Here is a 25,199-nt window from a genome sequence, read left to right as displayed (position 1 = left end):
GGTGGCTCTCCTCGTCGCGAGCGGGTGGGTCGCAGATGTCTCGACGTCAAAGTACCGGGTCCGCCGCCCGCGCCGCAGGACGCGCACGGCACCGGCCGGCGCAGGGCCCGCCCCGTCCGACCCGCCGGGCGGACCCGGCGGCGATACGGTCGCGGCAGCGCCGGGCCGACCGGTGACCGCACCTGCCGCCGAGGCGCACCCGCGCCGGGCACGAAGGAGTGAGCCGCACCCATGACCTCCGCCACGCCGACCACGACGTCCGGGCACGCGCCCGTCACCGTCGCCGTCACGGGAGGGGCCGGGCAGATCTGCTACAGCCTCCTCCCGCGGATCGCGAGCGGCGCGCTGCTCGGGCCCGACGTCCCCGTCCGGCTGCGGATCCTCGAGATCACGCCGGCCCTCGGGGCTGCCGAGGGCGTCGCGATGGAGCTCGACGACTGCGCCTTCCCGCTGCTGGAGAGCGTCGACATCAGCGACGACGCGGCCACCGCCTTCTCGGGCGCGAACGTCGCGATGCTCGTCGGCTCGCGCCCGCGCACCAAGGGCATGGAGCGCGGCGACCTGCTGGAGGCGAACGGCGCCATCTTCACGGGGCAGGGACGGGCGCTCGCCGCGTCGGCCGCCGACGACCTGCGCGTGCTCGTCGTCGGCAACCCGGCGAACACCAACTGCCTCATCGCCATGAACAACGCCGACGGCGTCCCCGCCGAGCGCTTCACGGCGATGACCCGCCTGGACCACAACCGCGCGGTCACCCAGCTGGCGCAGAAGGCGGGAGCCCGCGTGGCCGACGTCTCCCGGCTCGCGATCTGGGGCAACCACTCGGCCACGCAGTACCCCGACCTCACCCACGCCCTCGTCGGCGGTCGCCCCGCCCCCGAGGTCGTCGACCAGGGGTGGGTCGAGCACGACTTCATCCCCACGGTCCAGAAGCGGGGGGCCGCGATCATCGAGGCCCGTGGCTCCTCCTCCGCGGCCTCGGCCGCGAACGCGGCGATCGACCACGTCCGCACCTGGCTCACCGGGACGCCCGAGGGCTCGTGGACGTCCATGGCGGTGCGGTCGGACGGCTCCTACGGCGTCCCGGAGGGCCTGGTCTCCAGCTTCCCGGTGACCACGCGGGACGGGGAGTGGGAGGTCGTGCAGGGGCTCGAGGTGGACGACTTCTCGCGGCAGCGCATCGACGCCAGCGTCGCCGAGCTCGCCGACGAGCGGGAGGCCGTGGCGGGCATGGGCCTGCTGGGCTGAGGCGGCGTCCCCCGGGGAGCCCGGGCTCCCCGGGGGACGCGTCCTCCCGGGGTGCCCTCCGGACCCGAGCCGGGAGAGGTGCCCGACGGCGGCGACCTCAGGGCACCGGTCCGGGGACGGCGCCCGGCGTCGTCACCGAGAGGCCGAGGAGCCCGACGGCCAGGACGAGCGCCACGACGGTGTCGACGGCGCGGGACCGCACGGCGAGGGGGCCGACCAGGCGCGAGGAGCCGGCGACCCGCACGACGGCCAGCGCGACGAGCCCCAGGCCGAGGACGACGCCGGTGACCCGGAAGCCCGCGACGAGGCCGGCGAGCAGGGCCCCGACGACGAGGGCGGCCACGAGGGCGAGCACCAGGCTCCCGTGCCGCCGGACCGCGCGGGCGTCGTCCTCCTCCGCCCGCCCGGACGCGGCGGTGGCGCCCGCGTCGTCCCGCGGGTCCCCGCCGGCACCGGTCGTCGCGGCCACCGGTCAGTGGGTGAAGTGCCGGGTGCCCGTGAGGTACACGGTGGCGCCGGCGGCCCGGGCGGCGGCGACGACCTCCTCGTCGCGCACCGAGCCGCCCGGCTGGACGACGGCGCGCACGCCGGCGTCGAGCAGGACCTGGAGCCCGTCGGCGAAGGGGAAGAAGGCGTCGGAGGCGGCGACGGAGCCCGCAGCCCGCTCGCCCGCCCGTGCCACCGCCAGCCGCGCGGAGTCGACGCGGTTCACCTGCCCCATCCCCACGCCGGTGGTCGCGAGACCGCGGGCGAGCAGCACCGCGTTGGACCGGACGGCGCGCACGGCGCGCCAGGCGAAGGCCAGGTCCGCCAGCACGTCCTCGGCCGCGGCCTCTCCCGTGGCCAGCTCCCACGTGGCCGGGTCGTCCCCCGGCGCCTGCAGCCGGTCCGCGGTCTGGACGAGCAGCCCGCCGTCCACGGGCTTGAGCTCGAGCCGGTCGCCTCCCGAGGGCGAGCCGACGCGCAGCAGCCGGACGTTCTTCTTGCGCGTGAGCACGTCCAGGGCGCCGTCGGCGAAGCCGGGGGCGACGACCACCTCGGTGAAGACCTCGGCCACCTGCTCGGCCATCGCGGCGCTCACGGGCCGGTTGACGGCGATGACGCCGCCGAACGCCGACACCGGGTCGCAGGCGTGCGCGGCGCGGTGGGCGGCGGCGACGTCGTCCGCCACCGCGATGCCGCACGGGTTGGCGTGCTTGACCACGGCCACGCACGTCTGCTCGTGGTCGTGGGCGGCGCGCCAGGCGGCGTCCGCGTCCGTCCAGTTGTTGAAGCTCATCGGCTTGCCGTGGAGCTGCTCCGCACCGGCGAGCCCGGTGGGCGCCGCTCCGGCGGGGCGGTACAGCGCGGCGGCCTGGTGCGGGTTCTCGCCGTACCGCAGCACCTCGGCGCGCTCCCAGACCTGGTCGACGCGGGCCGGCGGTGCGCCCGCGCCGGCGTCGTCCCGCGGGGCCTCGGGGGCCTCGGAGACCTCGGGGGCCTCGCCGGCCGCGGCGGGGACGAGCACGTCCCGGGTCCACGCGGCGACGGCGGCGTCGTAGGCCGCCGTGACCGCGAAGGCGCGAGCCGCGAGGCGGGCCCGCTCGGCGAGGGTGAAGCCGCCGCCCGCGGCCGCGGCCAGGACCTGGTCGTAGCCGTCCGGCGAGGTGACGACGGCGACGCTCGGGTGGTTCTTCGCCGCGGCGCGCACCATCGTCGGTCCGCCGACGTCGACCTGCTCGACGCACTGGTCGACGTCCGCGCCGCTCGCCACCGTCTGCTCGAAGGGGTACAGGTTGACGACGACGAGGTCGAAGGGCTCGACGCCGAGGTCCGCGAGCTGGGCGACGTGCTCGGGACGCCGCAGGTCGGCGAGGACGCCGGCGTGCACGCGCGGGTGCAGGGTCTTGACCCGCCCGTCGAGGCACTCGGGGAAGCCGGTCAGCTCCTCGACGGCGGTGACGGGGACGCCAGCGCCGGCGATGCGGGCGGCCGTCGAGCCGGTCGAGACGAGCTCGACGCCGGCCTCGTGCAGCCCGCGGGCCAGCTCCTCCAGCCCGCTCTTGTCCCACACCGAGACGAGCGCCCGGCGCAGGGGACGACGGCCGGCGCCGTCGGAGGACCGGTCGGCGGCGGGGACGGGGGCGCCGGCGGCGGCGGGGACGGTCACGGGAGAAGCACCTTCCGGGGGTTGTCGGGCGAGGTCGACCAGCCGCGGCGCGCCATCCGGCCGACGACGTCGACGAGGAGCGGGCGCTCGGCGGCCTTGATGCGCTCGTGCAGCGACGCGGTGTCGTCGTCGTCGCGGACCGGGACGGCCGTCTGCGCGACGACGGCGCCGGTGTCGACGCCCTCGTCCACGAGCAGGACGGTCGCGCCCGTGACCTTCACGCCGTAGGCGATCGCGTCGGCCGGGGCGCGCACGCCGGGGAAGGACGGCGAGAGGGCGGGGTGCGTGGTGACGACGCGGCCGCCGAGCCGACCGAGGAACGCGGGCCCCACGAGACGCATGAAGCCGGCGAGGACGACGAGGTCGGGCTCGAGGGCCGCCACGGCCCGGGTGAGCGCCGCGTCCCAGGCCGCGCGGTCGGGGTGGTCGGCGACGGGCACGACGTGCACGGGCACCCCCGCCGCCTCGGCGCGACGCAGCGCCGGGGCGTCGGCCCGGTCGGAGACGACGCCGACGACGTACGCCCCCCAGGCCGGCTCGACCGAGGCCTCCAGCAGGGCGCCGAGGTTCGTGCCCGTGCCGGAGACGAGGACGACGAGCCGGGCGGGGGCCGTCCGTCCTGCGCCGTCGGGGCCGTCCGCAGGACCTCCAGGGGTCGCCGTCCCGCGTGCCGCCACGGTCGGAGACCATAGCCGGACGGTCCCCCCGGGACGCCGGGCACGCGAGGTCGCAGGTCCGGCGCCTCCTCACCTCGCCCCCCGGGGGGCGTGACCGGGGACCGTCGACCGAGCGCACGACCAGCACAGGAGGACGCCGTGGCCCGCCCGGGCAGCCCCACCCCACCCGCGCCACCCACGGGGTCCTCGCGCCCCGGGGCCCCCGACGGCGGGGGCGGCCGTCCCGGGGCACCGCCTCCGGAGGCGGCCGCCGAGGCGGCACGGCGCGCGCTCCTGTTCTCCCTGCTGCTGCTGGGGGCGCTGCTGGCGGCGCGCCTGCCGCAGCCCTGGGCCGCGGTGGGGCTGGGGTTCACGGTCGCCGCGCTCGTCGTCGGCGGGCTCGCGCTCGCGGCGAGCCTGCGGGCACGGCGCCGCGGCAGCGCCGCCGTCCTGTCGGCCGGCCTCGTGCTGGCGCTGCTCGTGCTCCTCGTCCAGAGCGCCGCCCTGCTGCTGTGGCCGCTCCAGGGCAGCCTCCGCGAGTGCCTCGAGGGCGCCGTGACGGCGCAGGCGCGCACGACCTGCCAGGACGAGTTCACGCAGCGGACGACCAGCTGGCTCGAGCAGGTCGGGGGCGCCGGGTCGGGCTGAGCACCCCCGTTCGACGAGGGGGGGCCGTGGCCCCCGGCGGTGTCAGCCGCCGAGCTTGTCGTCCGCGCCGGGCGGGGGCGCGTCGCCGCCGGGCGGGGCGACGCCCCGACCGGGGGCGAGCAGGGCCGCCGCGGCGCCCAGCAGGACCAGGCCGCCCACCGCACCGCCGGTGGCCCACCAGCGCGGGCCCACGACGTCGAGGGCCCCGGGGCCGACCGGGCCGGACGACGCGGCCGCGAGCAGGGCCGCGCCGACGCCGGCGACGACACCGACGCCGAGCGCGCGCAGGAGGGCCGGCCGGCCGCGGCGCAGGACCTCCGCCCCTGCCCGCCGCAGGGCGCCGTGCCCCGCGTCCGCCGCCGTGGGAGCCGGGCGGACGGCGAGGGGGGCGGAGCGCCGCAGCCGGAGCGCCGCCACCGCACCCGCGGCGACGGGCAGCAGCAGCACGACCCACAGCGCCCCTCCCCCGGTCCCCTGCTGCGGCAGCCCGCCGAGGAGCGGGAGCGCGGGCAGGGCCCCCAGGTCGGTGCCCCCCGGGGTGACCGAGGTGCCCTCGCCGACGGCGAACCCGGGGCCGGCGACCCACGACAGCGCCCACACCAGCGCGGTGGGCAGGAGCAGCAGCTGCCCGACGAGCAGCACGGCCCCCCCGACCACCCCGGCGTCCAGCGCCCGGTGCAGGTCGACCACCTGGCCGGCGCCCGCGACGAGGGACACGAGGAGCACGGCGCCGGCGCCGAGCAGGCACCACAGCAGCGACCGTCCACCGGCGGCGACGACCGCCCGGGCGGGCCGCGGGAGGTGGACGAGGTCGGCCAGCGCACCGCGCAGGCTCGGCGCGTCCCCCACGGGCTCGCGCCCGGCCGCGCGGCCTCGCGCCCGACGTCCGACGCGGGGCACCGACAGGTGCAGGCGCGCCGAGGCCAGGGCGGCCCCGGCGGCGGCCCCGGCCACGACGGCGGCGCCGAGGGCGGTGGCCCCGAGGGCGGGCCGGACCGCCGACGAGCCGGCGACGAGGGCCACGACGACGGCGAGCACGACGTGGGCCACGACGACGCCCGCCAGGGCCGCGACGAGCGCGCCGTCGAGCCCCTGCCGGGGGGCGCGGCCCGCCGGGTGCGTCGCCTCCAGGGCGACGGCGGTGCGACGCCCCGCGGACACCGACCAGGCCACCGGCAGCAGGGCCAGGCCCAGGGGCCACAGGCCGAGCCGTCCTCCCGGGACGGCCAGGACGGACCCGTGGGCCAGGAGCCAGCCGTCGGCGGCGACGCGCAGGGCGTCGTCCCACGTCGCACCGGTCCGCGAGGCGACGAGCCACACGGCCATGACGGGGGCGACGACGCAGAGCAGCGACCCGAGCACCGCCTGCGTCCCGGCGAGCAGGCCGAGCAGCAACGGTGACGTGAGCAGGGCCCCGCCACCACGGTCCTCGTGCTCGGGACCGGCGGGCGCCCGGCGCCCGGGGAGGACGGCGGCCCCCGTGACGGGGCGGTCGGAGGGCTCGATCGTCTCGCTCATCACGGCCATGGTCGCCCGCGTCGGCGCGGTGGGGCCCCCGCCACGCCGCAGCACGGGCACCGGGAGGTTCTCCACCGGTGCCCGTGCCGGTCGACCCCTCCGGGAGGGGCCGGCCCGGGGCGAGGGGTCGCGCCGGGGATCAGGCCCCGATGGCCTCGCGCAGCAGCCGCGCCGTCTCCGACGGCGTCTTGCCGACGCGCACGCCGGCCGCCTCCAGGGCCTCCTTCTTGGCCTCGGCCGTCCCGGCGGAGCCGGAGACGATGGCGCCGGCGTGGCCCATCGTCTTGCCCTCCGGGGCGGTGAAGCCCGCGACGTAGCCCACCACCGGCTTGGTGACGTGCTCGGCGATGTAGGCGGCCGCACGCTCCTCCGCGTCACCGCCGATCTCGCCGATCATGACGACCGCGTCGGTCTCCGGGTCCGCCTCGAAGGCGGCGAGGGCGTCGATGTGCGTGGTGCCCACGACCGGGTCCCCCCCGATGCCGACGGCCGTCGAGAACCCGAGGTCGCGGAGCTCGTACATCATCTGGTAGGTCAGCGTGCCCGACTTGGACACCAGCCCGATGCGCCCGGGGCCGGTGATGTCGGCGGGGATGATGCCCGCGTTGGCCTTGCCGGGGCTGATGACGCCCGGGCAGTTCGGGCCCACGAGCCGGGTGGTGCCCTTCTCCGCGGCGTAGGCGTAGAACTCCGCCGTGTCCTTGACCGGGACGCCCTCGGTGATGACCACGGCCAGCGGGATGCCCGCGTCGACGGCCTCCACGACCGCGGCCCGGGTGAACGCGGGCGGCACGAAGAGGACCGACGTGTCCGCGCCGGTCTCCGCCATCGCCTCGGCGACGGAGCCGAAGACGGGCACGGACGCCGTCCGCTCCTCGCCGTCGGTCGTCGTGAAGGAGAAGTCCTGCGACGTCCCCGCCTTGCGGGGGTTGACGCCGCCGACGACGCGCGTGCCGGACGCGAGCATCCTCGTCGTGTGCTTGGTGCCCTCGGAGCCGGTCATGCCCTGGACGATGACCGTGCTGCTCTCGTCGAGGAAGATCGCCATGTTCTCGTCCGTCCTTACTTCGCAGCCGCGAGCTCGGCCGCCGTCGCGGCGGCCCCGTCCATGGTGTCCACGACCGTCACCAGCGGGTGCGCCGCCTCGTCGAGGATCCGTCGCCCCTCGGCGACGTTGTTGCCGTCGAGACGCACCACGAGCGGCTTCGTCGCCTCGTCGCCGAGCATGCCGAGCGCCGAGACGATGCCGTTCGCGACGGCGTCGCAGGCCGTGATGCCGCCGAAGACGTTGACGAACACGCTGCGCACCTGGCTGTCGCCGAGGATGACGTCGAGGCCGTCGGCCATGACCTGCGCCGAGGCGCCGCCGCCGATGTCGAGGAAGTTGGCCGGCCGCACGCCGTGCGCCTCGCCGGCGTAGGCGACGACGTCGAGCGTGCTCATGACGAGCCCCGCGCCGTTGCCGATGATGCCGACCTCGCCGTCGAGCTTGACGTAGTTGAGGCCCTTCTCCTTGGCCTTCGCCTCGAGCGGGTCCGCCGCGGCGGCGTCCTCCAGCTGCGCGTGGTCGGCGTGCCGGAAGGCGGCGTTCTCGTCCAGCGTCACCTTGCCGTCGAGGGCGATGACGTCGCCGGACTCCGTGCGCACCAGCGGGTTGACCTCGACGAGCGTCGCGTCCTCCTCGCGGTAGACGTCCCACAGCCGCTGGAAGGCCTCGACCACGCCGGCCCGGACGTCGTCGCCGAAGCCGGCGGCGTCGGCGATCTCCTCGGCCTTCGCCCGGTCCACGCCCGTCCGCGGGTCGACGGCCACGCGGGCCAGCGCCTCCGGGCGCTCCACCGCGAGCTGCTCGATCTCCACGCCGCCCTCGACGGACGCCATCGCCAGCAGCCGGCGCTCGGAGCGGTCCAGCAGGAGGGAGAAGTAGAACTCCTCGGCGATGGACGCCCCCTCCGCGACCATCACCCGGTGGACGGTGTGGCCCTTGATGTCCATGCCGAGGATCGCCTCGGCGTGCGCGCGCGCCTCCTCGGGACCCTTCGCGACCTTGACGCCGCCGGCCTTGCCGCGCCCGCCGGTCTTGACCTGCGCCTTGACGACGACGACGCCCCCGCCGAGCTGCTCCGCCGCCTCCTGCGCCTCCTGCGGCGTCGTGGCGACGAGCCCGCGCAGCACGGGGACGCCGTGCCGCTCGAAGACGTCCCGGGCCTGGTACTCGAAGAGGTCCACCAGCGATCCTCACCTCGGGGTGTGCGGCGCCGTCGGTCGGCGGCGCCGCCGCGACCCTAGCGGCGGGCGCCGACCGTGCCCTCGCGCACCGGTCCTGCCCCGCGCCGCTCCGGCCGGGTCGGGGCCCCGCGTCGACCGTCGGCCCCCGCACCTAGGGTCGGCCGCGGTGCCGACCGGCGCCGACCACGGCCGCGGGTGCGCGGCCAGGCGCGAGGAGGCGGTGGACGGTGGCGACCGGAGCCCCGGTGGAGGACATCGACGAGCTGGCGCTGGAGCGCGGGCACGTCCACGACAAGGCGGCCGGGGCCACGGCCGTGGCGGTGGCCCTCTCCCGCGGCGTCGCGCAGATGGGCGTCGTGCGCACCGCCCGGACCCTCGCGCGCCTGAACCAGGTGGACGGCTTCGACTGCGCGAGCTGCGCGTGGCCGGACCCGGCGACCGGTGAGCGGCACCTCGCGGAGTTCTGCGAGAACGGCGCGAAGGCGGTCGCCGAGGAGGCGACGCTGCGCCGGGTCGGGCCGGACTTCTTCGCCCGGTACGGCGTGGACGAGCTGGCCGGGCGCACGGACCACTGGCTCGGCCAGCAGGGCCGTCTCACCCACCCCGTCGTCCGGCGGGCGGGGTCCGACCACTACGAGGCGATCAGCTGGGAGGACGCCCTCGCGCTGCTCGCCGACGAGCTCGCGGGCCTGGGCAGCCCCGACGAGGCGGTCTTCTACACCTCGGGCCGCACCAGCAACGAGGCCGCCTACCTGTACCAGCTGATGATCCGCGCGTACGGCACGAACAACCTGCCCGACTGCTCGAACATGTGCCACGAGTCCACGTCGGTGGCCCTGGCGGAGACCATCGGCATCGGCAAGGGCAGCGTGAGCCTGCAGGACGTGCAGGAGGCGGGGCTCGTCGTCGTCGTCGGGCAGAACCCCGGGACCAACCACCCCCGCATGCTCTCGGCCCTGGAGATCGCGAAGAAGAACGGCGCGAAGGTCCTCGCCGTCAACCCGCTGCCCGAGACGGGCCTCATGGGGTTCAAGAACCCGCAGCACGCGAGCGGGGTCCTGCGGGGCGTCGACCTCGCGGACGAGTACCTGCCCATCCGCAGCGGCGGGGACATGGCGCTGTGGCAGTCGATCGGCCACCTGCTGCTGCGCTGGGACGCCGAGTCCCGCGCCGCCGGCGGCCCCGGCGTCGTGGACCACGACTTCCTCGCGCAGCACACGACGGGCTTCGAGGCCTACGCCGAGGGCGTCCGGGACCTCGACTGGGACCTCGTCGACGAGGCCACGGGGCTGTCCCGGGAGCAGGTCGTCCGCGCCGCGGAGATGTTCCGCGACTCCCCCGCCACGGTCGTCTGCTGGGCGATGGGCATCACCCAGCAGCCGCACGCGGTGGCGACGATCAAGGAGATCGTCAACGTCGCGATGCTCAGGGGCGACATCGGACGCCCCGGTGCCGGGCTGTGCCCCGTCCGCGGCCACTCCAACGTCCAGGGCGACCGCACCATGGGCATCTGGGAGAAGGTCCCGGAGCACTTCCTCGACGCCCTCGGCGCCGAGTTCGGCTTCGAGCCGCCGCGCCGCCACGGCTACGACACCGTGGACGCGATCCGCGCGATGCGGGACGGGAAGGCGTCCGTCTTCGTCGGGATGGGCGGCAACTTCGTCTCCGCCGCCCCCGACACCGAGGTCGTCGAGGCGGCCATGCGGCGAGCGCGCCTGACGGTGCACCTGTCCACCAAGCTCAACCGCTCGCACGCCGTCACGGGCGAGCAGGCTCTCGTGCTGCCCGTCCTCGGCCGCACCGAGCGCGACGAGACCGGTGGCCGCGAGCAGGCGGTGACGGTCGAGGACTCCATGTCGGTCGTCCACTCCTCCCGCGGTCGGCTCGCGCCCGCGAGCCCGCACCTGCGCTCCGAGGTCGACGTCGTCTGCTCGCTCGGCGAGGCGCTGGCACGGCGGCTGGCCGACCGCCCCGGCACCGGGGGCGGTGCCGCGCTGGCGGGGGTGCCGTGGGCGCACTTCCGCGCCGACTACACCCGCATCCGCCGGTCGATCGCCCGGGTGGTGCCCAGCGCGGCCGCCTACGCGGAGAAGGTGGAGCGGCCGGGTGGCTTCGTGATGCCGCACCCGCCGCGCGACTCGCGCACCTTCCCGACGCCGCAGGGCCGCGCCGTCATGACCGCGAGCCCGCTGGAGATGCTGCGGGTGCCGGCCGGGAGGCTGCTCCTGCAGACGCTGCGCAGCCACGACCAGTTCAACACCACCATCTACGGGCTGGACGACCGCTACCGCGGCATCAAGCTGGCCCGTCGCGTCGTGATGATGAACGAGGCCGACATCGCGGCCCACGGGCTGGCCGACGGCCAGGTCGTGGACCTCGCCGGCCACTGGGAGGGCGAGGACGACCGCTGGGCGCGCTCGTTCCGCGTCGTCGCGTACCCCACGCCGGTCGGGTGCGTCGCCTCGTACTACCCGGAGGCCAACCCGCTCGTGCCGCTGTCGTCGACGGCGGCGGGGAGCAACTGCCCGACGTCGAAGGCCGTCGTCGTCAGCGTCCACCCCGCCGGGACCGCGCCGGCGGGGTCGGAAGGCCCGAAGGACTCCGGTCGCCCCGAGGACGGCGAGCGCGTCCGCGACGACGTCCAGCCCCACGTGCCCAGCTGACCGTCCCGCCCGAGGACCGCACGGCCGGGGCGGACAACGAGAGGGCCGCACCCCCGCGGGGGTGCGGCCCTCTCGTCGTGGGTCGGGGCTCAGCCGGTGAAGAGCGTCACCACGCGGCGGAGGGTCTGGACGAGCCCGTAGACGAGCGGCACGCCGACGAGCAGCCACCCGACGCCGAGCAGCACCTTCTGCGTGGCGGGCGAGGGGTCGTTGCGCCCGGCGGGGGCCGAGGACGTGGACGAGGTCATGGTGGTCTCCTCGGGGGCCCGGGTCAGCGGGCGTTCGCGGGGGCGGTGGACGACGTCGCGGACGTCTCGTGGAACTTCTCCGCGACGGGCTTGATGAGCAGGTTCGCGACGAACCCGACGACGAGGAGCCCGACCATGGTGAACAGCGCGGGCCGGTAGTCGCCGGCGACGAGCGCCCCCGGCTCCCCCTGCGCGTCGAGGAAGCCGTTGATGATGAGCGGCCCGGCGACGCCGGCCGCCGACCACGCGGTCAGCACGCGGCCGTGGATGGCGCCGACCTCGAAGGTCCCGAAGAGGTCGCGCAGGTACGCCGGCATCGTCGCGAAACCACCGCCGTAGAAGGAGATGATGACGAAGGCGAGCAGCACGAAGAGCGCCGTCACGGTCTGGCCGATGGAGGCCAGCAGCACGTAGAGGACGGCGCCGACGCCGAGGTAGACCATGTAGATCTTCTTGCGGCCGATGACGTCGGAGGTCGAGGACCAGACGAACCGGCCGGCCATGTTGCCGAGCGAGAGCAGCCCGACGAAGCCGCCCGCGGCGACCGCGGAGATGGCGGTCGTGCCGCCGTCGCGGAAGAAGTCCTGGATCATCGGGGCGGCCTGCTCGAGGATGCCGATGCCCGCCGTCACGTTGCAGAACAGCAGCACCCACAGCAGCCAGAACTGCGGCGTACGGATCGCGTTGTTCGCCGAGACCGACGCCGTCGTCACCATGGCGCTCTGCTTGCGCGTGGACGGGTCCCACCCGGGCGGGGCGTAGCCGTCGGGGGCGACGCGGATCGTGAACGCGCCGTACATCATCGCGACGAAGTAGACGATCCCGAGGGTGACGAAGAGCTGGGCGACGGCGGAGCCGTCGGCGGCCGAGCCCGCCGAGCCGTCGAAGCCGGGGTCGTACGCGCGCAGCAGCTGGTTCGACAGCGGGCTCGCGATGAGCGCGCCGCCGCCGAAGCCCATGATGGCCATGCCGGTGGCGAGGCCCGGGCGGTCGGGGAACCACTTGATGAGGGTCGAGACCGGCGAGATGTAGCCGATGCCGAGCCCGATGCCGCCGAGGACGCCGTAGCCGAGGTACACGAGCCACAGCTGGGTCGTCGAGATGCCGAGCGCCGCGACGAGGAAGCCGGCGGCCCAGAAGCACGCCGCCGTGAACATCGCCTTGCGCGGCCCGCCGTGGTCGACCCACTTGCCGAGCACGGCGGCGGAGAGGCCGAGCATGACGATGGCGATCGAGAAGATGACGCCGATCGGCGCGAGACCGGTGCCGAAGTGCTCGACGAGCGAGGTCTTGTAGACGCTCGTGGCGTACACCTGCCCGATGGACAGGTGGACGGCGAGAGCGGCGGGCGGGATGAGCCACCGGGAGTAGGTGGGGCCCGCGACGGTGCGGGACCGGTCGAGGAAGCTGGCCATGGACGCGGGACTCCTTCGTCGCTGCTGCGTGCCCCGGGTGCGGAGCGCGCTGACGGTACAACCGTCAAGGACCCCGGGACCGCTCGGAGGCCGCCGACCCGCCGACCGTGACGACTCCGAGACGAAGACGTCCCCCTCACGGCCCCCGCCCGCCCCCTCGCCCCGATCTGTGGCCACATCGGCCCCCACCCCGGCTTCCGACCCCGATCTGTGGCCACATCGGCCCCCACCCGCGCTCTGGACCCCGATCCGTGGCCACATCGGGGGTGGCAGAGGTCGACGCCCTGCCGCCCTCGGGCCCCGGCGGCCGCAAGCGCACCGCCGGCGTCCACAGCGCGCTCCCGTCGTGCGTCGTCCACCGGTGGTCCAGGTGATCGGGCCGTTCCCCTCGCCGGAGCCACGGTGGACGGGTGCGCACCCTCCGCCGGGACCGGACGACCGTCGACCTCCCCCGTGTCTTCCGCGGCTGCGACGCCGTCCGTCGGGGCTGGCTGACGCCCGACCAGCTCCGCGGTCCGCTCGTCCAGCGCCTGCTGCCGGGGGCGTACGCGCCGGCCTCCGCCCCTCGGACCCACGAGCTGCGGTGCGCCGCCGCCGGCCTCCTCGTCCCCGAGGGCGCCATGCTCACCGGCGCGTCCCTCGCCACCGTGCTCGGCTGCCGCCTGCTCGACGTGGAGGACGACGTCGAGGTCGTCCTGCCCGACGGCGCGTTCCGCAGCCGTGTCCGCGGCATCCGTCAGCGACGTGTCGTCGTGCCCCTGGACCCTCCTGCGGGGCAGCGGGGAGCCGTGCGCACGGCAGGACCAGCGCGCATGGCCTTCGACCTCGCCGTCGGGCTGTCCGTCGTGGACGCCGTGGTGCGACTGGACGCCGTCGCGCACGCGGGCCTCGTCGACCTCCCCGTCGCCAAGGCGTGGCTCGCCGGCCACCGCGAGCGAGGAGCCGTCGGCGTCCGGCGGGCGCTCGCGAGCGCCGACGCGGCAGCCGCGTCAGCACCCGAGTCACGTCTGCGACTGCTGCTGCGCGAGGCGGGGATCCGGGTCACGCCGCAGGTCGTCGTCCGGACGGACGCCGGCGCCTTCGTCGCCCGGGTGGACCTGGCGGTGGACGGGACGAGGGTCGCCGTGGAGTACGACGGCGCGTGGCACGGGCACCCGCAGCAGGTGGACCGGGACCGGGCGCGGCTCAACGCCCTGCAGGAGGCCGGGTGGACGGTCCTGCACGTGACGGCGGAGATGATGCGCGACCCGGCCGCCGTCGTCGCCACGGTGCGCCGCGCCGTGGCGAGGTCTGCCGTCCGCTGAGCCCCCGCACCGGCCGACGTGCCCGCGCACCCCGGGGCGGGCGAGGGCACTCATCACCCCGGCACGCCCGCACGAGGATGCCGACCGCGCACCACCCGCAGAGGTCACACGTCGGGCTCACCGGCGGCGCGGCACCCCGACACGGCCACACATCGGGCTCACCGCCCTCAGAGCTTCTCGACCGGCGCGTACCGCAGGAGCAGGCGCTTGACGCCCTGGTCGCCGAAGTCGACGTGCGCCACCGACTTGTCGCCGCTGCCGTCGACGCGGACGACCGTGCCGAGGCCGAAGGCGTCGTGCGTCACGCGGTCGCCGCCCTCGAGGTGGACCACCTCGCGGTTGCCGGGCGAGCGGACGCCGGGCCGCTGGGCGAGCCTCGCGACGGCCGGCGTCGAGGACGGCGCCACCGAGCTCGACGCCGCGCGCCGCCACTGCAGGAGGTCGGGCGGGACGTCGTCGAGGAAGCGGCTCGCCGGGTTGTACTGCGGCTGGCCCCACGCCGTGCGGACCGCGGCCCGCGACACGTACAGCCGGTGCCGGGCACGCGTCAGCCCGACGTAGGCCAGGCGGCGCTCCTCGGCGAGCTCGGTGGGGTCCGCCAGCGAGCGCTGGTGCGGGAAGACGCCCTCCTCCATGCCGGTGAGGAAGACGACGGGGAACTCCAGCCCCTTCGCCGTGTGGAGCGTCATGAGCGTGACGACGCCCTGCGCGGCGGCCTCGCGCGCCGCGGCGACGTCGTCGGGGTGCGCGCCCTCACCGGGCTCGTCGGGGATCTCGTCGGCGTCGGCCACGAGCGAGACCTGCTCGAGGAAGTCGCCGAGCGATCCCTCCGGGTTCGCGGTCTCGTACTCCCCCGCCACGGCGACGAGCTCGGCGAGGTTCTCCACCCGTGACTCGTCCTGCGGGTCCCCGCTGCGGCGGAGCTCGTCGACGTAGCCCGTGCGGTCGAGCACCGCCTCGAGGACGGCCGCCGGGCCGGCGCCGCCCTCGACGACCGTCCGCAGCTCCTCGAGGAGCTCGCGGAAGCGCGTCACCGCGGTGAGGCTGCGCGTCGCGATGCCGGGGGCGTCCTCGGCGCGGCCCAGCGCCGCCGCGAAGGGCACGCGCTCGCGCTCGGCGAGCGCCGCGATCGTCGCCTCGGCGCGGTCCCCGATCCCCCGCTTGGGCACGTTGAGGATGCGTCGCAGGTTGACGGTGTCGGTCGGGTTGGCGAGCACCCGCAGGTAGGCGAGCGCGTCCTTGACCTCGCGGCGCTCGTAGAAGCGCGTGCCGCCGACGACCTTGTAGGGCACGCCGGTGCGGACGAGCACCTCCTCCAGGGCCCGGGACTGCGCGTTGGTCCGGTAGAAGACGGCGACGTCGCCGTAGCGGACGCCGGCGGTGTCGTGCAGCCGGTCGACCTCCTCGGCGATGAACGCCGCCTCGTCGTGCTCGGTGTCGGCGACGTACCCGACGACCGGCTCGCCCTGCCCCGACGCCGTCCAGAGGTTCTTCGGCCGCCGGTCGGGGTTGCGGGCGATGACGGTGTTGGCGGCGGTGAGGATCGTCTGCGTCGAGCGGTAGTTCTGCTCGAGGAGGATCGTCGTCGCGTCGGGGTAGTCGCTCTCGAACTCCTCGATGTTGCGGATCGAGGCGCCGCGGAAGGCGTAGATGGACTGGTCGGCGTCCCCGACGACCGTCAGCTCCGACGGCGGCAGCGCGGCGTCGCTCCCGTCCCCGCCGAGGCGGTCGGCGTCCGCGCCGTGCACCGCGCCGCCCACGAGCTCGCGCACGAGCACGTACTGGGCGTGGTTGGTGTCCTGGTACTCGTCGACGAGCACGTGCCGGAAGCGGCGGCGGTAGGACTGCGCGACGTCGGGGAACGCCTGGAGGACGTTGACCGTGAGCATGATGATGTCGTCGAAGTCGAGGGCGTTGGCCTGCCGCAGCCGTGCGGTGTAGAGCCGGTAGGCGTCGGCCAGCACCTTCTCGGCGGGCGTGCCCTCGGCGGCGACGCGGGAGGCGTACGTCTCGTCGTCGACGAGCTCGTTCTTGAGGTTGGACACCTGCGCCGTGAACGAGCGCGGCGGGTGCCGCTTCGGGTCGAGGTCGAGCTCGCGGCACACCAGAGCCATGAGCCGCTGGCTGTCCGCCGCGTCGTAGATCGAGAAGCTGCTGCGCAGGCCGACCGACGTCGCCTCGCGGCGCAGGATGCGCACGCACGCGGAGTGGAACGTCGAGACCCACATCGCCCGGGCGGCGGGGCCGACGAGCGCCTCGACGCGCTCGCGCATCTCGGCCGCGGCCTTGTTGGTGAAGGTGATGGCGAGGACCTCGCCGGGACGCACGCCCCGGGCCGCGAGCAGGTAGGCGACCCGGTGGGTGAGCACCCGCGTCTTGCCGGAGCCGGCGCCGGCGACGAGGAGCAGCGGTCCGCCCCGGTGCAGCACGGCCTCGCGCTGCGGAGGGTTGAGGCCCTCCAGCAGCGCCAGCGCCCGGGGCGAGCCGGGCCCCGTCCGGGGCGCGGCCGGCGCCCCGCCGCGTGCCGCCTGCAGCCGCTCGCGCACGCCGGCGGCGCCGCCCGCAGGCGCGGGCGGGGCGCTGCCACGGGGCCGCAGCCCGGGCAGGGGGAGGTCGTCGAAGAGGGTGCTCATGGCCGCTCGAGCGTACGTCCGAGGACCGACGGCGGGTCCCGCCCGTGCGGTCGACCGGTGGACGACCGCCCCGGAGGGCGACGGCGGGCGGTCAGCCCGCGGCGAGCGCCAGCCGGACGACGTCGGTGACCCCCACGACGCCGGACTCGACCTCCCGCAGCGGCACCCAGGCAGCCGCGTCCGAGGTGCCGCCGACCTCGACGACCCGGGGCTCGCGCTCGTCGTCGCACGCGCCGCGGAAGACGACGGAGACGCCGTGGTAGTCCTCGAGCGGCCCGCCGGGCGCCCGCCCGGTGAAGTGGGTGGACCCCACGTCGAGCACCTCGCCGACGACGACGTCGAGGCCCGTCTCCTCGTGCGCCTCGCGCCGGGCGCCGGCCCGCGGGTCCTCGCCGTGGTCGAGGCCCCCGCCGGGCAGCGACCACAGGCCCGGCCGCGGCGTGCCCGGGGACAGCCGGGACAGCAGCACGGCGTCGCCCCGGCGGCACAGCACGTAGGCCGCGACGCGCTGGCGGCGCACCGGGACCTCCGGCGCCCCGCTCCCGCCGGCGGCGGGGACCACCTCCGCGTCGTCGACGCGGCGCGCCCCGGCCTCCTCGGCCTCCTCGCCCCCGGCCCGGCCGGCCCCCGCGCCCGCCCCGCCGGCCCGCTCACCCGTGCTCACGCCGGGCGACGCTACGGCAGGCGCCCGGCACCCGTGGGTCGACGGCCGACGGAGCCCGGCCCCCGCCCCTACGCTCGCCCGCATGCCCGACGGAACGCCCGCAGACCTCCCGTCCCGTCCGGCGTCCGCCCGTCCGCAGGACGACGGGCCGGACGACGGGCCGGACGACGGGCAGGACCACCTGCGGCCGGGACGCGAGGTCGGTCGCGCCCGCTGGGCGCCCGCCGTCGTCCGGCGGCGGGCCTACACCGCCGCGCTGCTCGCCTTCCGCCACCTGCCCGCACCCGTGCGCCGGGGCGTGGTCCGCGCGGTGACGCCCGGCTTCACCGTGGGCGCGGTCGTGGCGGTCGAGCACGACGGCGAGGTCCTCTTCCTGCGCCAGCCGCACCGGGTCGGCTGGAGCCTGCCGGGCGGGCTGCTCGACGCCGGCGAGCGCCCCGCCGACGGCGTCGCCCGCGAGGTGCACGAGGAGACGGGGATGCGCGTCGAGGTGGGCCTGCCCGTGACGACGCAGGTCAACGCGCGCGTGCGGCGCGTCGACGTCATATACCGCCTGCGGACGCCGACCCGCCCGCGCGTGGTCGTCGGCGGCGAGGCCAAGGACCACCGCTGGATCGCGCTGGACCGCCTGCCCGAGGCCGACGACTCCACGCGGGAGATCGTCGACCTGCTGCGGCGCTCCGAGGAGCCCGGCTGCTACGACGGGCGGGTGCTCGCGCCGGCGCCGCCGCCGTGAGCCCGGCGGGCGTCGTGCTCGCCGCCGGCGCCGGCACCCGCCTCGCCCCGCTCACGCACCTGCGGCCGAAGGCGCTGTGCCCCGTGGGCGGACGCCCCCTGCTCGACCACGCCCTCGACCGGCTCGTCGCGGCGCTGCCCGCGGCGACCGCCGACCCGCCCGCGCACCTCGCCGTCAACGCCCACGCGCACGCCGGGCAGGTGGTCCGCGCCGTGGGCGGGCGCGCGCACGTGGCCGTCGAGGCACCGGTGGCGCTCGGCACGGCCGGGGCGCTCGGCGGGCTCCGCGACTGGCTCGACGGGCGCGACGTCGTCGTCACCAACGCCGACGCGTGGCTGCCCGAGGGCCTGGACGGGCTGCTCGACGGCTGGGACGGCGAGCGCTGCCGGCTGCTCGTGCAGGAGCTCGACGACGGCCCGGGCGACCCGGTCGTGCGCCCGGCGTCCCGGGAGCGGCCCGTCCGCTACGTCGGCGCGTGCGTCCTGCCCGGGCGCCTCGTGCGCGCGCTGGCCCCGGTGCCCTCCGGCCTGCTCGAGGTCCTGTGGCGTGCCGAGCGCGACGCCGGGCGCCTGGACCTGCACCGCACGGCGCAGCGGGGCGTCGACTGCGGTACGCCCGGCCGCTACCTGGCGGCCAACCTCGCGGCCTCCGGCGGCCGCAGCGTGATCGGCGCCGGCGCCGTGGTCGACGGCGAGCTGGAGCGGTGCGTGGTGTGGGACGGGGCCGTCGTCGGGGCCGGGGAGCACCTCGTCGACGTCGTGCGCGCCGGCGACGACCGGCACCGGGTCACGGTCGGCGGCAGCTCGTCCTGAGTCCTCCAGCGGGCGCCGGGCCGGTGCACGGGCCGGGCGCACGGGCCGGGCGCACGGGGCGGCCACCGTCTAGCGTCGCGGCGTGCCCAGCCTCTACGTCGCCTCGGTCGAGGGCGAGACCCGGAAGTCGACGGTGGCGCTCGGCGTCCTCGCCGCGATGCGCTCCGCCGCACCGGGGCGCCGCGTCGGCGTCTTCCGCCCCCTGGTGCGCGATGAGGGCGGTCGCGACGACGTCCTCGACGTCCTGCTCTCCGAGCTCGCCGACGGGGGCGAGGTCGACGACGCGACCTACGCGGCGAGCGTCGGCGTCGGCTACGAGGACGTGCGCACCGACCCCGGCGCCGCGCTCGACGAGGTGGTGGCCCGCTACCGCGCCCTGGCGGCGGGCTGCGACGAGGTGATGGTCCTGGGCAGCGACTACACCGACGTCGCCGGCCCCACGGAGCTCGCCGTCAACGGCCGCATCGCCGCGGACCTCGGCACGCCAGTCCTCCTCGTCGTCAAGGCCCTCGGCCGCTCGCCGCGCGAGGTCCGCGCCGTCGCCGAGGTCGCCCGGGCCGAGGTCCTCGCCCAGCACGCGAGCGTCGTCGGCGTCGTCGCCACGCGCGCCGACCCCCACGCCCTCGGCGACGTCGTCGCCGCGCTGGAGGAGCCGGGACGGCGGGACGCGCCCCACCCCCCGCCCGCCTTCGCCCTGCCCGAGGACCCGACGCTCACCTCGGTGGGGGTCCGCGAGCTCGTCGAGGCCTGCGACGGGCGCCTCGTCCTGGGGCCCGAGACGGGCCTGGACGAGCGCGCGGGCGGCCTCGTCGTCGCGGCGATGTCGATGCCCCACGCCCTCGAGCACCTCGTGGACCGCGCCGTCGTCATCGTCCCGGGCGACCGCAGCGAGGTCGTCCTCGGCCTGCTGACGGCGCACGCCTCGGCGACGTTCCCGCAGCTCGCCGGGGTCGTGCTGACCGGCGGCTTCGCCCTGCCCGAGGTCGTCGTCCGCCTCCTCGAGGGCCTCGGCGAGGCGCCCCCGGTCGTCTCCACCGAGCTGGGGACGGTCGAGACCGCCGCCCGGCTGCTGGCCGTCCGCGGCCGCCTCTCCCGTCGCACGGAGCGCGCCCGCGAGCAGGTCCGTGCGGCGCGCGAGCTCTTCGCCGCCCACGTCGACGGGCCCCGGCTGCTGGACCTCGTGGCGGGGGCACGGGTCGAGACGGTGACGCCGCGGATGTTCGCCGCCGTCCTGCTCGAGCGGGCGCGCAGCCGTCGGATGCGGGTGGTGCTGCCCGAGGGGCTCGAGCCGCGGGTCCTGCACGCCGCGGCAGAGCTGCGGCGCGAGGGCGTCGTGGACGTCGTCCTGCTCGGCGACGAGGTCGAGGTGCGCGCCCTGGCCGAGGAGGTGGGGGCGGACGTGGCGGCGGTCCCGGTCGTCGACCCGGCGACGTCGCCGGACCGCGAGCGCTACGCCGCCGAGTACGCGCGGCTGCGGGCGCACAAGGGCGTCACGCCCGAGGCGGCGCCGGCGCTGCTCGAGGACGTCACGCGCTTCGGGACGCTCATGGTCCACCTGGGCGACGCCGACGGGATGGTCTCCGGGGCCGTCCACACCACCGCCGAGACGCTGCGGCCCGCGTTCGAGGTGATCAGGACGGCCCCCGGGCGCGACGTCGTCTCCAGCGTCTTCCTCATGTGCCTGCCCGACCGCGTGCTCGTCTACGGCGACTGCGCCGTGAACCCCGACCCGGACGCCACCCAGCTCGCCGACATCGCGGCGAGCAGCGCGGACACCGCCGAGGCGTTCGGCGTCGACCCGCGCGTCGCGATGATGAGCTACTCGACGGGCGGCTCCGGCAGCGGCGCCGACGTGGAGAAGGTGCGGCGCGCCACCGCGCTGGTCCGCGAGCAGCGCCCGGACCTGTCCGTCGAGGGGCCCATCCAGTACGACGCCGCCGTGGACGCCGGGGTCGCCCGCACGAAGCTGCCCGACTCGGCGGTGGCCGGGCGCGCGACGGTCTTCGTCTTCCCGGACCTCAACACGGGCAACACGACGTACAAGGCGGTGCAGCGCAGCGCGGGCGCCGTCGCCATCGGCCCGGTGCTCCAGGGGCTGCGCCGACCCGTCAACGACCTCTCGCGGGGGGCGCTCGTGCGCGACATCGTCAGCACCGTCGTCATCACCGCGGTCCAGGCCCAGGTGCAGCAGGCCGCCGAGCAGCAGGCCCAGCAGCAGTCCCAGCAGCAGTCCCAGCAGCAGGGGGTGGGCGCGTGAGCGTCGTCCTGGTCGTCAACTCCGGCTCCTCGAGCGTGAAGTACGAGCTCGTCGAGGTCGACGGCACCGGCCCCGACGGGGAGGGCGGGGGCGGTCGCTCGCTGGCCTCCGGCCTCGTCGAGCGCATCGGCACCGGGGGCGGGCACCTCCGGCACGAGCGCCGCGACGGCGAGGGGGACGGCGACGGGGGCGGGCGGACCGAGCGGGACCTCGACGTCCCCGACCACGGCGCCGCTCTGCGCGCGGTCGTCGACGCCTTCGCGCAGCACGGGCCCGACCTCGGCGAGGCCGGGCTCGTGGCCGTCGGCCACCGGGTGGTCCACGGCGGGACGCGGTTCTCCGCCCCCGTCCTGGTCGACGACGACCTGGAGCGCGCCGTCGAGGAGCTCTCCGACCTCGCGCCGCTGCACAACCCCGCGAACCTCGAGGGCATCAGGGTGGCCCGCCGCGCCGTCCCCGACGTGCCGCACGTCGCGGTGTTCGACACCGCCTTCCACGCCACCGTCCCGCCGGAGGCGTACACGTACGCCCTCGACCGGGACGTCGCCCGCCGGAACGGCGTGCGCCGGTACGGCTTCCACGGGACCTCCGTCGCCTCGGTCGTGCCGCGCGCCGCCGCGCTGCTGGGACGCCCCGCCGAGGACCTGGCGATGGTGGTGCTGCACCTCGGCAACGGCGCCTCGGCGACAGCGGTGCTCGGCGGCCGCAGCGTCGAGACCTCGATGGGCCTGACGCCGCTCGAGGGCCTCGTCATGGGCACCCGGCCGGGCGACGTCGACCCCGGGGCGCTGCTGCACCTGCTGCGCGCGGGCGGCCTGTCGGTCGACGAGCTGGACCACCTGCTCAACCGCGGCAGCGGGCTCGCCGGCCTGGCCGGTGCCTCGGACGTCCGCGAGGTCGTGCGGCGGGCGGCGGACGGCGACGCCGACGCGGAGCTGGCGCTCGACGTCGTGGCGCACCGCGTCCGGCACTACCTGGGGGCCTACGCGTTCGCGATGGGACGCCTGGACGCCGTCGTGCTCACCGCCGGCGTCGGCGAGAACAGCGCCGAGGTCCGCCGACGCGCGCTCGCCGGCCTCGAGGGCTTCGGCGTCGTCGTCGACGCCGGCCGCAACGCCGAGCTCTCCCGCGAGGCGCGGCGCATCTCCCCCGACGACGCCCCCGTCGCCGTGCTCGTCGTCCCGACCGCCGAGGAGCTGCAGATCGCCCGGGAGACGTTGGCCGTCGTCGGCGCCTGAACCGCGTCGCGGGGGCCGGGGAGCCGGGGGGCGGGCTCAGCCCGCGCGGCCCAGCCGCCGGTAGCGCTCGTGCCGCGCGGCGAGGCGCACCCCCGCGTCCTGGCCCACGAGCCGGGCGACCTCCGCCTCGACGACGCGTCCGAGGCGGCGGCAGAAGGCCTCCGGCTCGGCGGCGGCGTCGGGGCGCTCGGGCACGACGACGTCGACGACCTGGTCGCGGACGAGGTCGGCCACCCGCACGCCCTGCTGCTGCGCCATCTCGGCCGCGTGCCCGGTGTCGCGGTGGACGATGGCGCTGGCCCCCTCCGGCGGCAGCGGCGAGAGCCAGGCGTGCTGGGCGGCGACGACGCGGTCGGCCGGCACGAGCGCGAGCGCCCCGCCGCCGGTCCCCTGGCCGAGCAGGACGCTGACGACGGGCGCCCGCAGGGTGACGAGCTCGGCGAGGCAGCGGGCGATCTCCCCGGCCAGCCCGCCCTCCTCGGCCTCGACGGACAGGGCCGCGCCGGGGGTGTCGATGACGGTGACGAGCGGGAGCCCCAGCTGCCCGGCGAGCGCCATGCCGCGCCGGGCGGCGCGCAGGGCGGCCGGCCCGAGGGGGGCGTCCGGGGTCTGGCCGCGGCGGTCCTGGCCGAGGACCACGCAGGACGCGTCCCCGACCCGGGCCAGCGCGAGCAGCAGCCCCGGGTCGCTCTCGCCGGCACCCGTCCCGTGGAGCGCGACGACGTCGCGCGCCGCGTAGCGCAGGAAGCGCCGGATGCCCGGCCGCTCGCGGCGGCGCGACACGAGCACGGAGTCCCACGCCGGCACGTCGGGCAGCTCGCCGGCCGGGAGGGCGTCCCCGTCCTGCAGCGCGGGGACGCGCGCGGGCGCCGGCGCGAGCAGGACGCCCAGCGCCCGGTCGGCCACGTCGGCGACGCGCTCCGGCTCCACGACCGCGTCGAGCAGGCCGTGCGCGTGCAGGTTCTCCGCCGTCTGCACGCCCTCCGGGAACGGCTGGTCGTAGAGGGCCTCGTAGACGCGCGGGCCCAGGAAGCCGACGAGCGCCCCGGGCTCGGCGACCGTGACGTGCGCCTGGCTGCCCCACGACGCGAAGACGCCCCCCGTGGTGGGGTGGCGCAGGTACGCGAGGTAGGGCAGGCCCGCCGCCTTGTGGGCGGCCACCGCGGCGGAGATCTTCACCATCGTGAGGAAGGCGACGGTCCCCTCCTGCATCCGGGTGCCGCCGGACGCCGGCGCGGCCAGCAGCGGCAGCCCCTCCGCCGTGGCGCGCTCCACCGCGGCGACGAGGCGGTCCGCCGCGGCGACGCCGATGGAGCCGGCGAGGAAGCCGAACTCCCCCGCGACGACGGCGACGCGCCGCCCGCGCAGGCGGCCCTCCCCCGTGACGACGGCCTCGTCGGCGCCCGAGCGCTCGGCCGCGCGCACCAGCTCGGCGGCGTAGCGGGCGGACGCGCGCGGCTGGACGGGCGGGACGTCCCACGAGACGTACGTGCCGTCGTCGAGCACGAGCTCGAGCAGCTCCCTCCCGCCGCGGCGGCGCGGGCGGACGGGCACCGGGGGCGAGGAGGGGTCGGTGCTCACCCGGCGTCCAGCCAGGCGCGGACCGCGTCCCCGTCGCCGTCGAGCAGCGGCGGGGCCCGGTGCTCGCGGCGTGTCGTCTCCGTGCCGTCGGCGTCGAAGAAGCGCAGCGGCGGCCCGGGGAGCGTCACCGTGCCGAGCGTCGCGTGCTCGACGTCGACGAGCAGGCCCTGGCTCGCCGTCTGCTCCCACGTGTAGACCTCGTCGACGGTGCGCACCTTCCCGGCCGGCACGCCGATCTCCGCGAGGTGCGCCAGGAGGTCCGGGGCCGACCACGCCCGGAACACGCCCTCGACGAGGGCGACGACGTCCTCGCGCCGCGCGACGCGCTCCCCGTTCGTCGCGAGGCCGTCGGCCTGCGGGTCGAGGTCGAACCCGGCGCAGAAGCGGCGCCACAGCCCCTCGCTGCCGACGGCGATCTGGACGGCGCCGTCGGCGCAGCGGAAGAGCCCGTACGGGCTGATGGACGGGTGGTGGTTGCCCTGGGCCCGCCCCACCTCGCCGGCCACCGTCCACCGCGTCCCCTGGAAGGCGTGGACGCCGACGACCGAGGCGAGCAGCGACGTCCGCACGACCTGGCCGTGCCCGGTCCGCTCCCGCTCGAGCAGCGCGGCGAGGACGCCGTGCACGCCCGTCATCCCCGCGAGCAGGTCCGCGATGGGCGTCCCGACGCGCTGCGGGTCGTCCGGGGCCGACCCGGTGATCGACATCAGGCCGGCCTCGCCCTGCGCGATCTGGTCGTAGCCGGCGCGCCCGCCCTCGGGGCCGTCGTGCCCGAAGCCCGTGATGGACAGGACGACGAGCCGCGGGTTGAGCTCCAGGAGCCGCTCGGGGGAGAAGCCGAGCCGGTCGAGCACCCCGGTGCGGAAGTTCTCGAGCAGCACGTCGGCCCGCTCGACGAGCGCCGTGAGGTAGCGCCGGCCCTCCTCGGACTTGAGGTCCAGCGCCACGGACTCCTTGCCGCGGTTGCACGACATGAAGTACGTCGACTGGCGCTCGGCCCCGCCTTCCGCGGCGCCGGGGGGCTCGACGAAGGGCGGGCCCCAGCCGCGGGTGTCGTCCCCGCCCGCCGGCGTCTCCACCTTGACGACGCGCGCGCCGAGGTCGGCGAGCACCATCCCCGCGTGCGGGCCGGCGAGCGCGCGGGTGAGGTCGACGACGAGCGTCCCGGCGAGCGGGCCGGCGGGGTCGGGCACGGGGTCC

20 protein-coding genes are annotated in these 25,199 nt (G+C 76.8%); 8 read left to right on the top strand and 12 right to left on the bottom strand.

Translation table 11 applies throughout. The features are described 5' to 3' along the window. The first annotated feature begins 231 nt into the window (after positions 1-231). Complete coding sequence (locus WDZ17_RS03890) at positions 232-1,248, top strand: malate dehydrogenase (RefSeq protein WP_339573811.1); 1,017 nt, start codon at positions 232-234, stop codon at positions 1,246-1,248. Between the two features lie 97 nt (positions 1,249-1,345). Here WDZ17_RS03890 and WDZ17_RS03885 read toward each other — a convergent pair whose 3' ends face one another. From WDZ17_RS03885 to purN, 3 genes are all read right to left on the bottom strand, one after another. Next, complete coding sequence (locus WDZ17_RS03885; protein WP_339573810.1) at positions 1,346-1,717, bottom strand: DUF3017 domain-containing protein; 372 nt, start codon at positions 1,715-1,717, stop codon at positions 1,346-1,348. Between the two features lie 3 nt (positions 1,718-1,720). Then, positions 1,721-3,322 (bottom strand): bifunctional phosphoribosylaminoimidazolecarboxamide formyltransferase/IMP cyclohydrolase, encoded by a 1,602-nt coding sequence (gene purH / locus WDZ17_RS03880; RefSeq protein ID WP_422631813.1) that lies wholly within the window; start codon positions 3,320-3,322, stop codon positions 1,721-1,723. A gap of 71 nt (positions 3,323-3,393) precedes the next feature. Beyond that, positions 3,394-4,074 carry a phosphoribosylglycinamide formyltransferase gene (gene purN, locus WDZ17_RS03875; RefSeq protein ID WP_339573808.1) on the bottom strand — a complete coding sequence of 227 codons (681 nt, stop codon included), beginning with the start codon at positions 4,072-4,074 and terminating at the stop codon, positions 3,394-3,396. 138 nt (positions 4,075-4,212) lie between these two features. Here purN and WDZ17_RS03870 point away from each other — a divergent pair, with 138 nt between their 5' ends. Then, positions 4,213-4,701, top strand: coding sequence for a hypothetical protein (locus WDZ17_RS03870; protein ID WP_339573807.1), 489 nt, complete (start codon positions 4,213-4,215; stop codon positions 4,699-4,701). Between the two features lie 42 nt (positions 4,702-4,743). Here WDZ17_RS03870 and WDZ17_RS03865 read toward each other — a convergent pair whose 3' ends face one another. The 3 genes from WDZ17_RS03865 to sucC all read right to left on the bottom strand — a co-directional run bounded on the left by WDZ17_RS03865 (position 4,744) and on the right by sucC (position 8,448). Further along, a complete protein-coding gene (locus WDZ17_RS03865; RefSeq protein WP_339573806.1) occupies positions 4,744-6,219 on the bottom strand; it encodes a cell division protein PerM in 1,476 nt (491 codons plus the stop codon). 139 nt (positions 6,220-6,358) lie between these two features. Then, the gene (gene sucD / locus WDZ17_RS03860; RefSeq protein ID WP_339573805.1) at positions 6,359-7,267 is read right to left on the bottom strand and encodes a succinate--CoA ligase subunit alpha; all 909 of its coding nucleotides are present in this window, start codon (positions 7,265-7,267) and stop codon (positions 6,359-6,361) included. Positions 7,268-7,281: 14 nt separating this feature from the next. Continuing rightward, positions 7,282-8,448: an ADP-forming succinate--CoA ligase subunit beta gene (gene sucC / locus WDZ17_RS03855; RefSeq protein ID WP_339573804.1), complete on the bottom strand. Its 1,167-nt coding sequence runs from the start codon at positions 8,446-8,448 to the stop codon at positions 7,282-7,284. Between the two features lie 227 nt (positions 8,449-8,675). Between sucC and WDZ17_RS03850 the strand changes: the two genes are divergently transcribed. Then, on the top strand, positions 8,676-11,111 hold the full coding sequence (locus tag WDZ17_RS03850; protein ID WP_339573803.1) for an FdhF/YdeP family oxidoreductase: 2,436 nt from the start codon (positions 8,676-8,678) through the stop codon (positions 11,109-11,111). An 89-nt stretch (positions 11,112-11,200) separates the two neighbouring features. Here the strand turns inward: WDZ17_RS03850 and WDZ17_RS03845 are convergent, their stop codons facing one another. Beyond that, positions 11,201-11,359, bottom strand: coding sequence for an MFS transporter small subunit (locus WDZ17_RS03845; protein WP_339573802.1), 159 nt, complete (start codon positions 11,357-11,359; stop codon positions 11,201-11,203). 23 nt (positions 11,360-11,382) lie between these two features. After that, the gene (locus WDZ17_RS03840) at positions 11,383-12,774 is read right to left on the bottom strand and encodes an OFA family MFS transporter (protein WP_339573801.1); all 1,392 of its coding nucleotides are present in this window, start codon (positions 12,772-12,774) and stop codon (positions 11,383-11,385) included. Between the two features lie 410 nt (positions 12,775-13,184). Here WDZ17_RS03840 and WDZ17_RS03835 point away from each other — a divergent pair, with 410 nt between their 5' ends. Further along, positions 13,185-14,078, top strand: coding sequence for an endonuclease domain-containing protein (locus tag WDZ17_RS03835; RefSeq protein WP_339573800.1), 894 nt, complete (start codon positions 13,185-13,187; stop codon positions 14,076-14,078). A gap of 167 nt (positions 14,079-14,245) precedes the next feature. On the opposite strand, the gene pcrA is transcribed toward WDZ17_RS03835, so the two are convergent. Both pcrA and WDZ17_RS03825 read right to left on the bottom strand, forming a co-directional pair. After that, the gene (gene pcrA / locus WDZ17_RS03830) at positions 14,246-16,711 is read right to left on the bottom strand and encodes a DNA helicase PcrA (protein WP_339573799.1); all 2,466 of its coding nucleotides are present in this window, start codon (positions 16,709-16,711) and stop codon (positions 14,246-14,248) included. Between the two features lie 91 nt (positions 16,712-16,802). Then, entirely contained in the window at positions 16,803-17,375 is a 573-nt protein-coding gene (locus tag WDZ17_RS03825; RefSeq protein WP_339573798.1) for an NUDIX hydrolase, read from the bottom strand. A gap of 82 nt (positions 17,376-17,457) precedes the next feature. On the opposite strand from WDZ17_RS03825, the gene WDZ17_RS03820 reads away from it, so the two are divergent. The 4 genes from WDZ17_RS03820 (at position 17,458) to WDZ17_RS03805 (ending at position 22,418) form a co-directional block, all read left to right on the top strand. Further along, the gene (locus WDZ17_RS03820; RefSeq protein WP_339573797.1) at positions 17,458-18,111 is read left to right on the top strand and encodes an NUDIX hydrolase; all 654 of its coding nucleotides are present in this window, start codon (positions 17,458-17,460) and stop codon (positions 18,109-18,111) included. Further along, the gene (locus WDZ17_RS03815) at positions 18,108-18,923 is read left to right on the top strand and encodes a sugar phosphate nucleotidyltransferase (protein ID WP_339573796.1); all 816 of its coding nucleotides are present in this window, start codon (positions 18,108-18,110) and stop codon (positions 18,921-18,923) included. Before WDZ17_RS03820 ends, WDZ17_RS03815 begins: the two co-directional genes overlap by 4 nt. An 82-nt stretch (positions 18,924-19,005) precedes the next feature. Beyond that, on the top strand, positions 19,006-21,180 hold the full coding sequence (pta, locus tag WDZ17_RS03810) for a phosphate acetyltransferase (protein ID WP_339573795.1): 2,175 nt from the start codon (positions 19,006-19,008) through the stop codon (positions 21,178-21,180). Continuing rightward, positions 21,177-22,418 carry an acetate/propionate family kinase gene (locus WDZ17_RS03805; RefSeq protein ID WP_339573794.1) on the top strand — a complete coding sequence of 414 codons (1,242 nt, stop codon included), beginning with the start codon at positions 21,177-21,179 and terminating at the stop codon, positions 22,416-22,418. Before pta ends, WDZ17_RS03805 begins: the two co-directional genes overlap by 4 nt. A gap of 36 nt (positions 22,419-22,454) precedes the next feature. Here WDZ17_RS03805 and WDZ17_RS03800 read toward each other — a convergent pair whose 3' ends face one another. After that, entirely contained in the window at positions 22,455-23,972 is a 1,518-nt protein-coding gene (locus WDZ17_RS03800; protein WP_422631812.1) for a carboxyl transferase domain-containing protein, read from the bottom strand. Positions 23,973-23,995: 23 nt separating this feature from the next. Further along, a complete protein-coding gene (locus tag WDZ17_RS03795; RefSeq protein WP_339573792.1) occupies positions 23,996-25,192 on the bottom strand; it encodes a CaiB/BaiF CoA transferase family protein in 1,197 nt (398 codons plus the stop codon). Positions 25,193-25,199 lie beyond the last annotated feature (7 nt).

The organism is Pseudokineococcus basanitobsidens (assembly GCF_037482545.1).
In the GTDB taxonomy this organism is placed as follows: Bacteria; Actinomycetota; Actinomycetes; order Actinomycetales; family Quadrisphaeraceae; genus Pseudokineococcus; species Pseudokineococcus basanitobsidens.
The sequence above is the reverse complement of the archived record's forward strand: the minus strand, read 5'-3'. Positions and strand labels throughout refer to the sequence as shown.

Bases quoted from the DNA above. Each gene is read 5' to 3' on its own strand.
- WDZ17_RS03845 (WP_339573802.1), bottom strand. From the start codon at position 11,359: ATGACCTCGTCCACGTCCTCGGCCCCCGCCGGGCGCAACGACCCCTCG.
- WDZ17_RS03840 (WP_339573801.1), bottom strand. From the start codon at position 12,774: ATGGCCAGCTTCCTCGACCGGTCCCGCACCGTCGCGGGCCCCACCTAC.
- WDZ17_RS03820 (WP_339573797.1), top strand. From the start codon at position 17,458: ATGCCCGACGGAACGCCCGCAGACCTCCCGTCCCGTCCGGCGTCCGCC.
- sucD (WP_339573805.1), bottom strand. From the start codon at position 7,267: ATGGCGATCTTCCTCGACGAGAGCAGCACGGTCATCGTCCAGGGCATG.
- WDZ17_RS03890 (WP_339573811.1), top strand. From the start codon at position 232: ATGACCTCCGCCACGCCGACCACGACGTCCGGGCACGCGCCCGTCACC.
- WDZ17_RS03865 (WP_339573806.1), bottom strand. From the start codon at position 6,219: ATGAGCGAGACGATCGAGCCCTCCGACCGCCCCGTCACGGGGGCCGCC.
- pcrA (WP_339573799.1), bottom strand. From the start codon at position 16,711: ATGAGCACCCTCTTCGACGACCTCCCCCTGCCCGGGCTGCGGCCCCGT.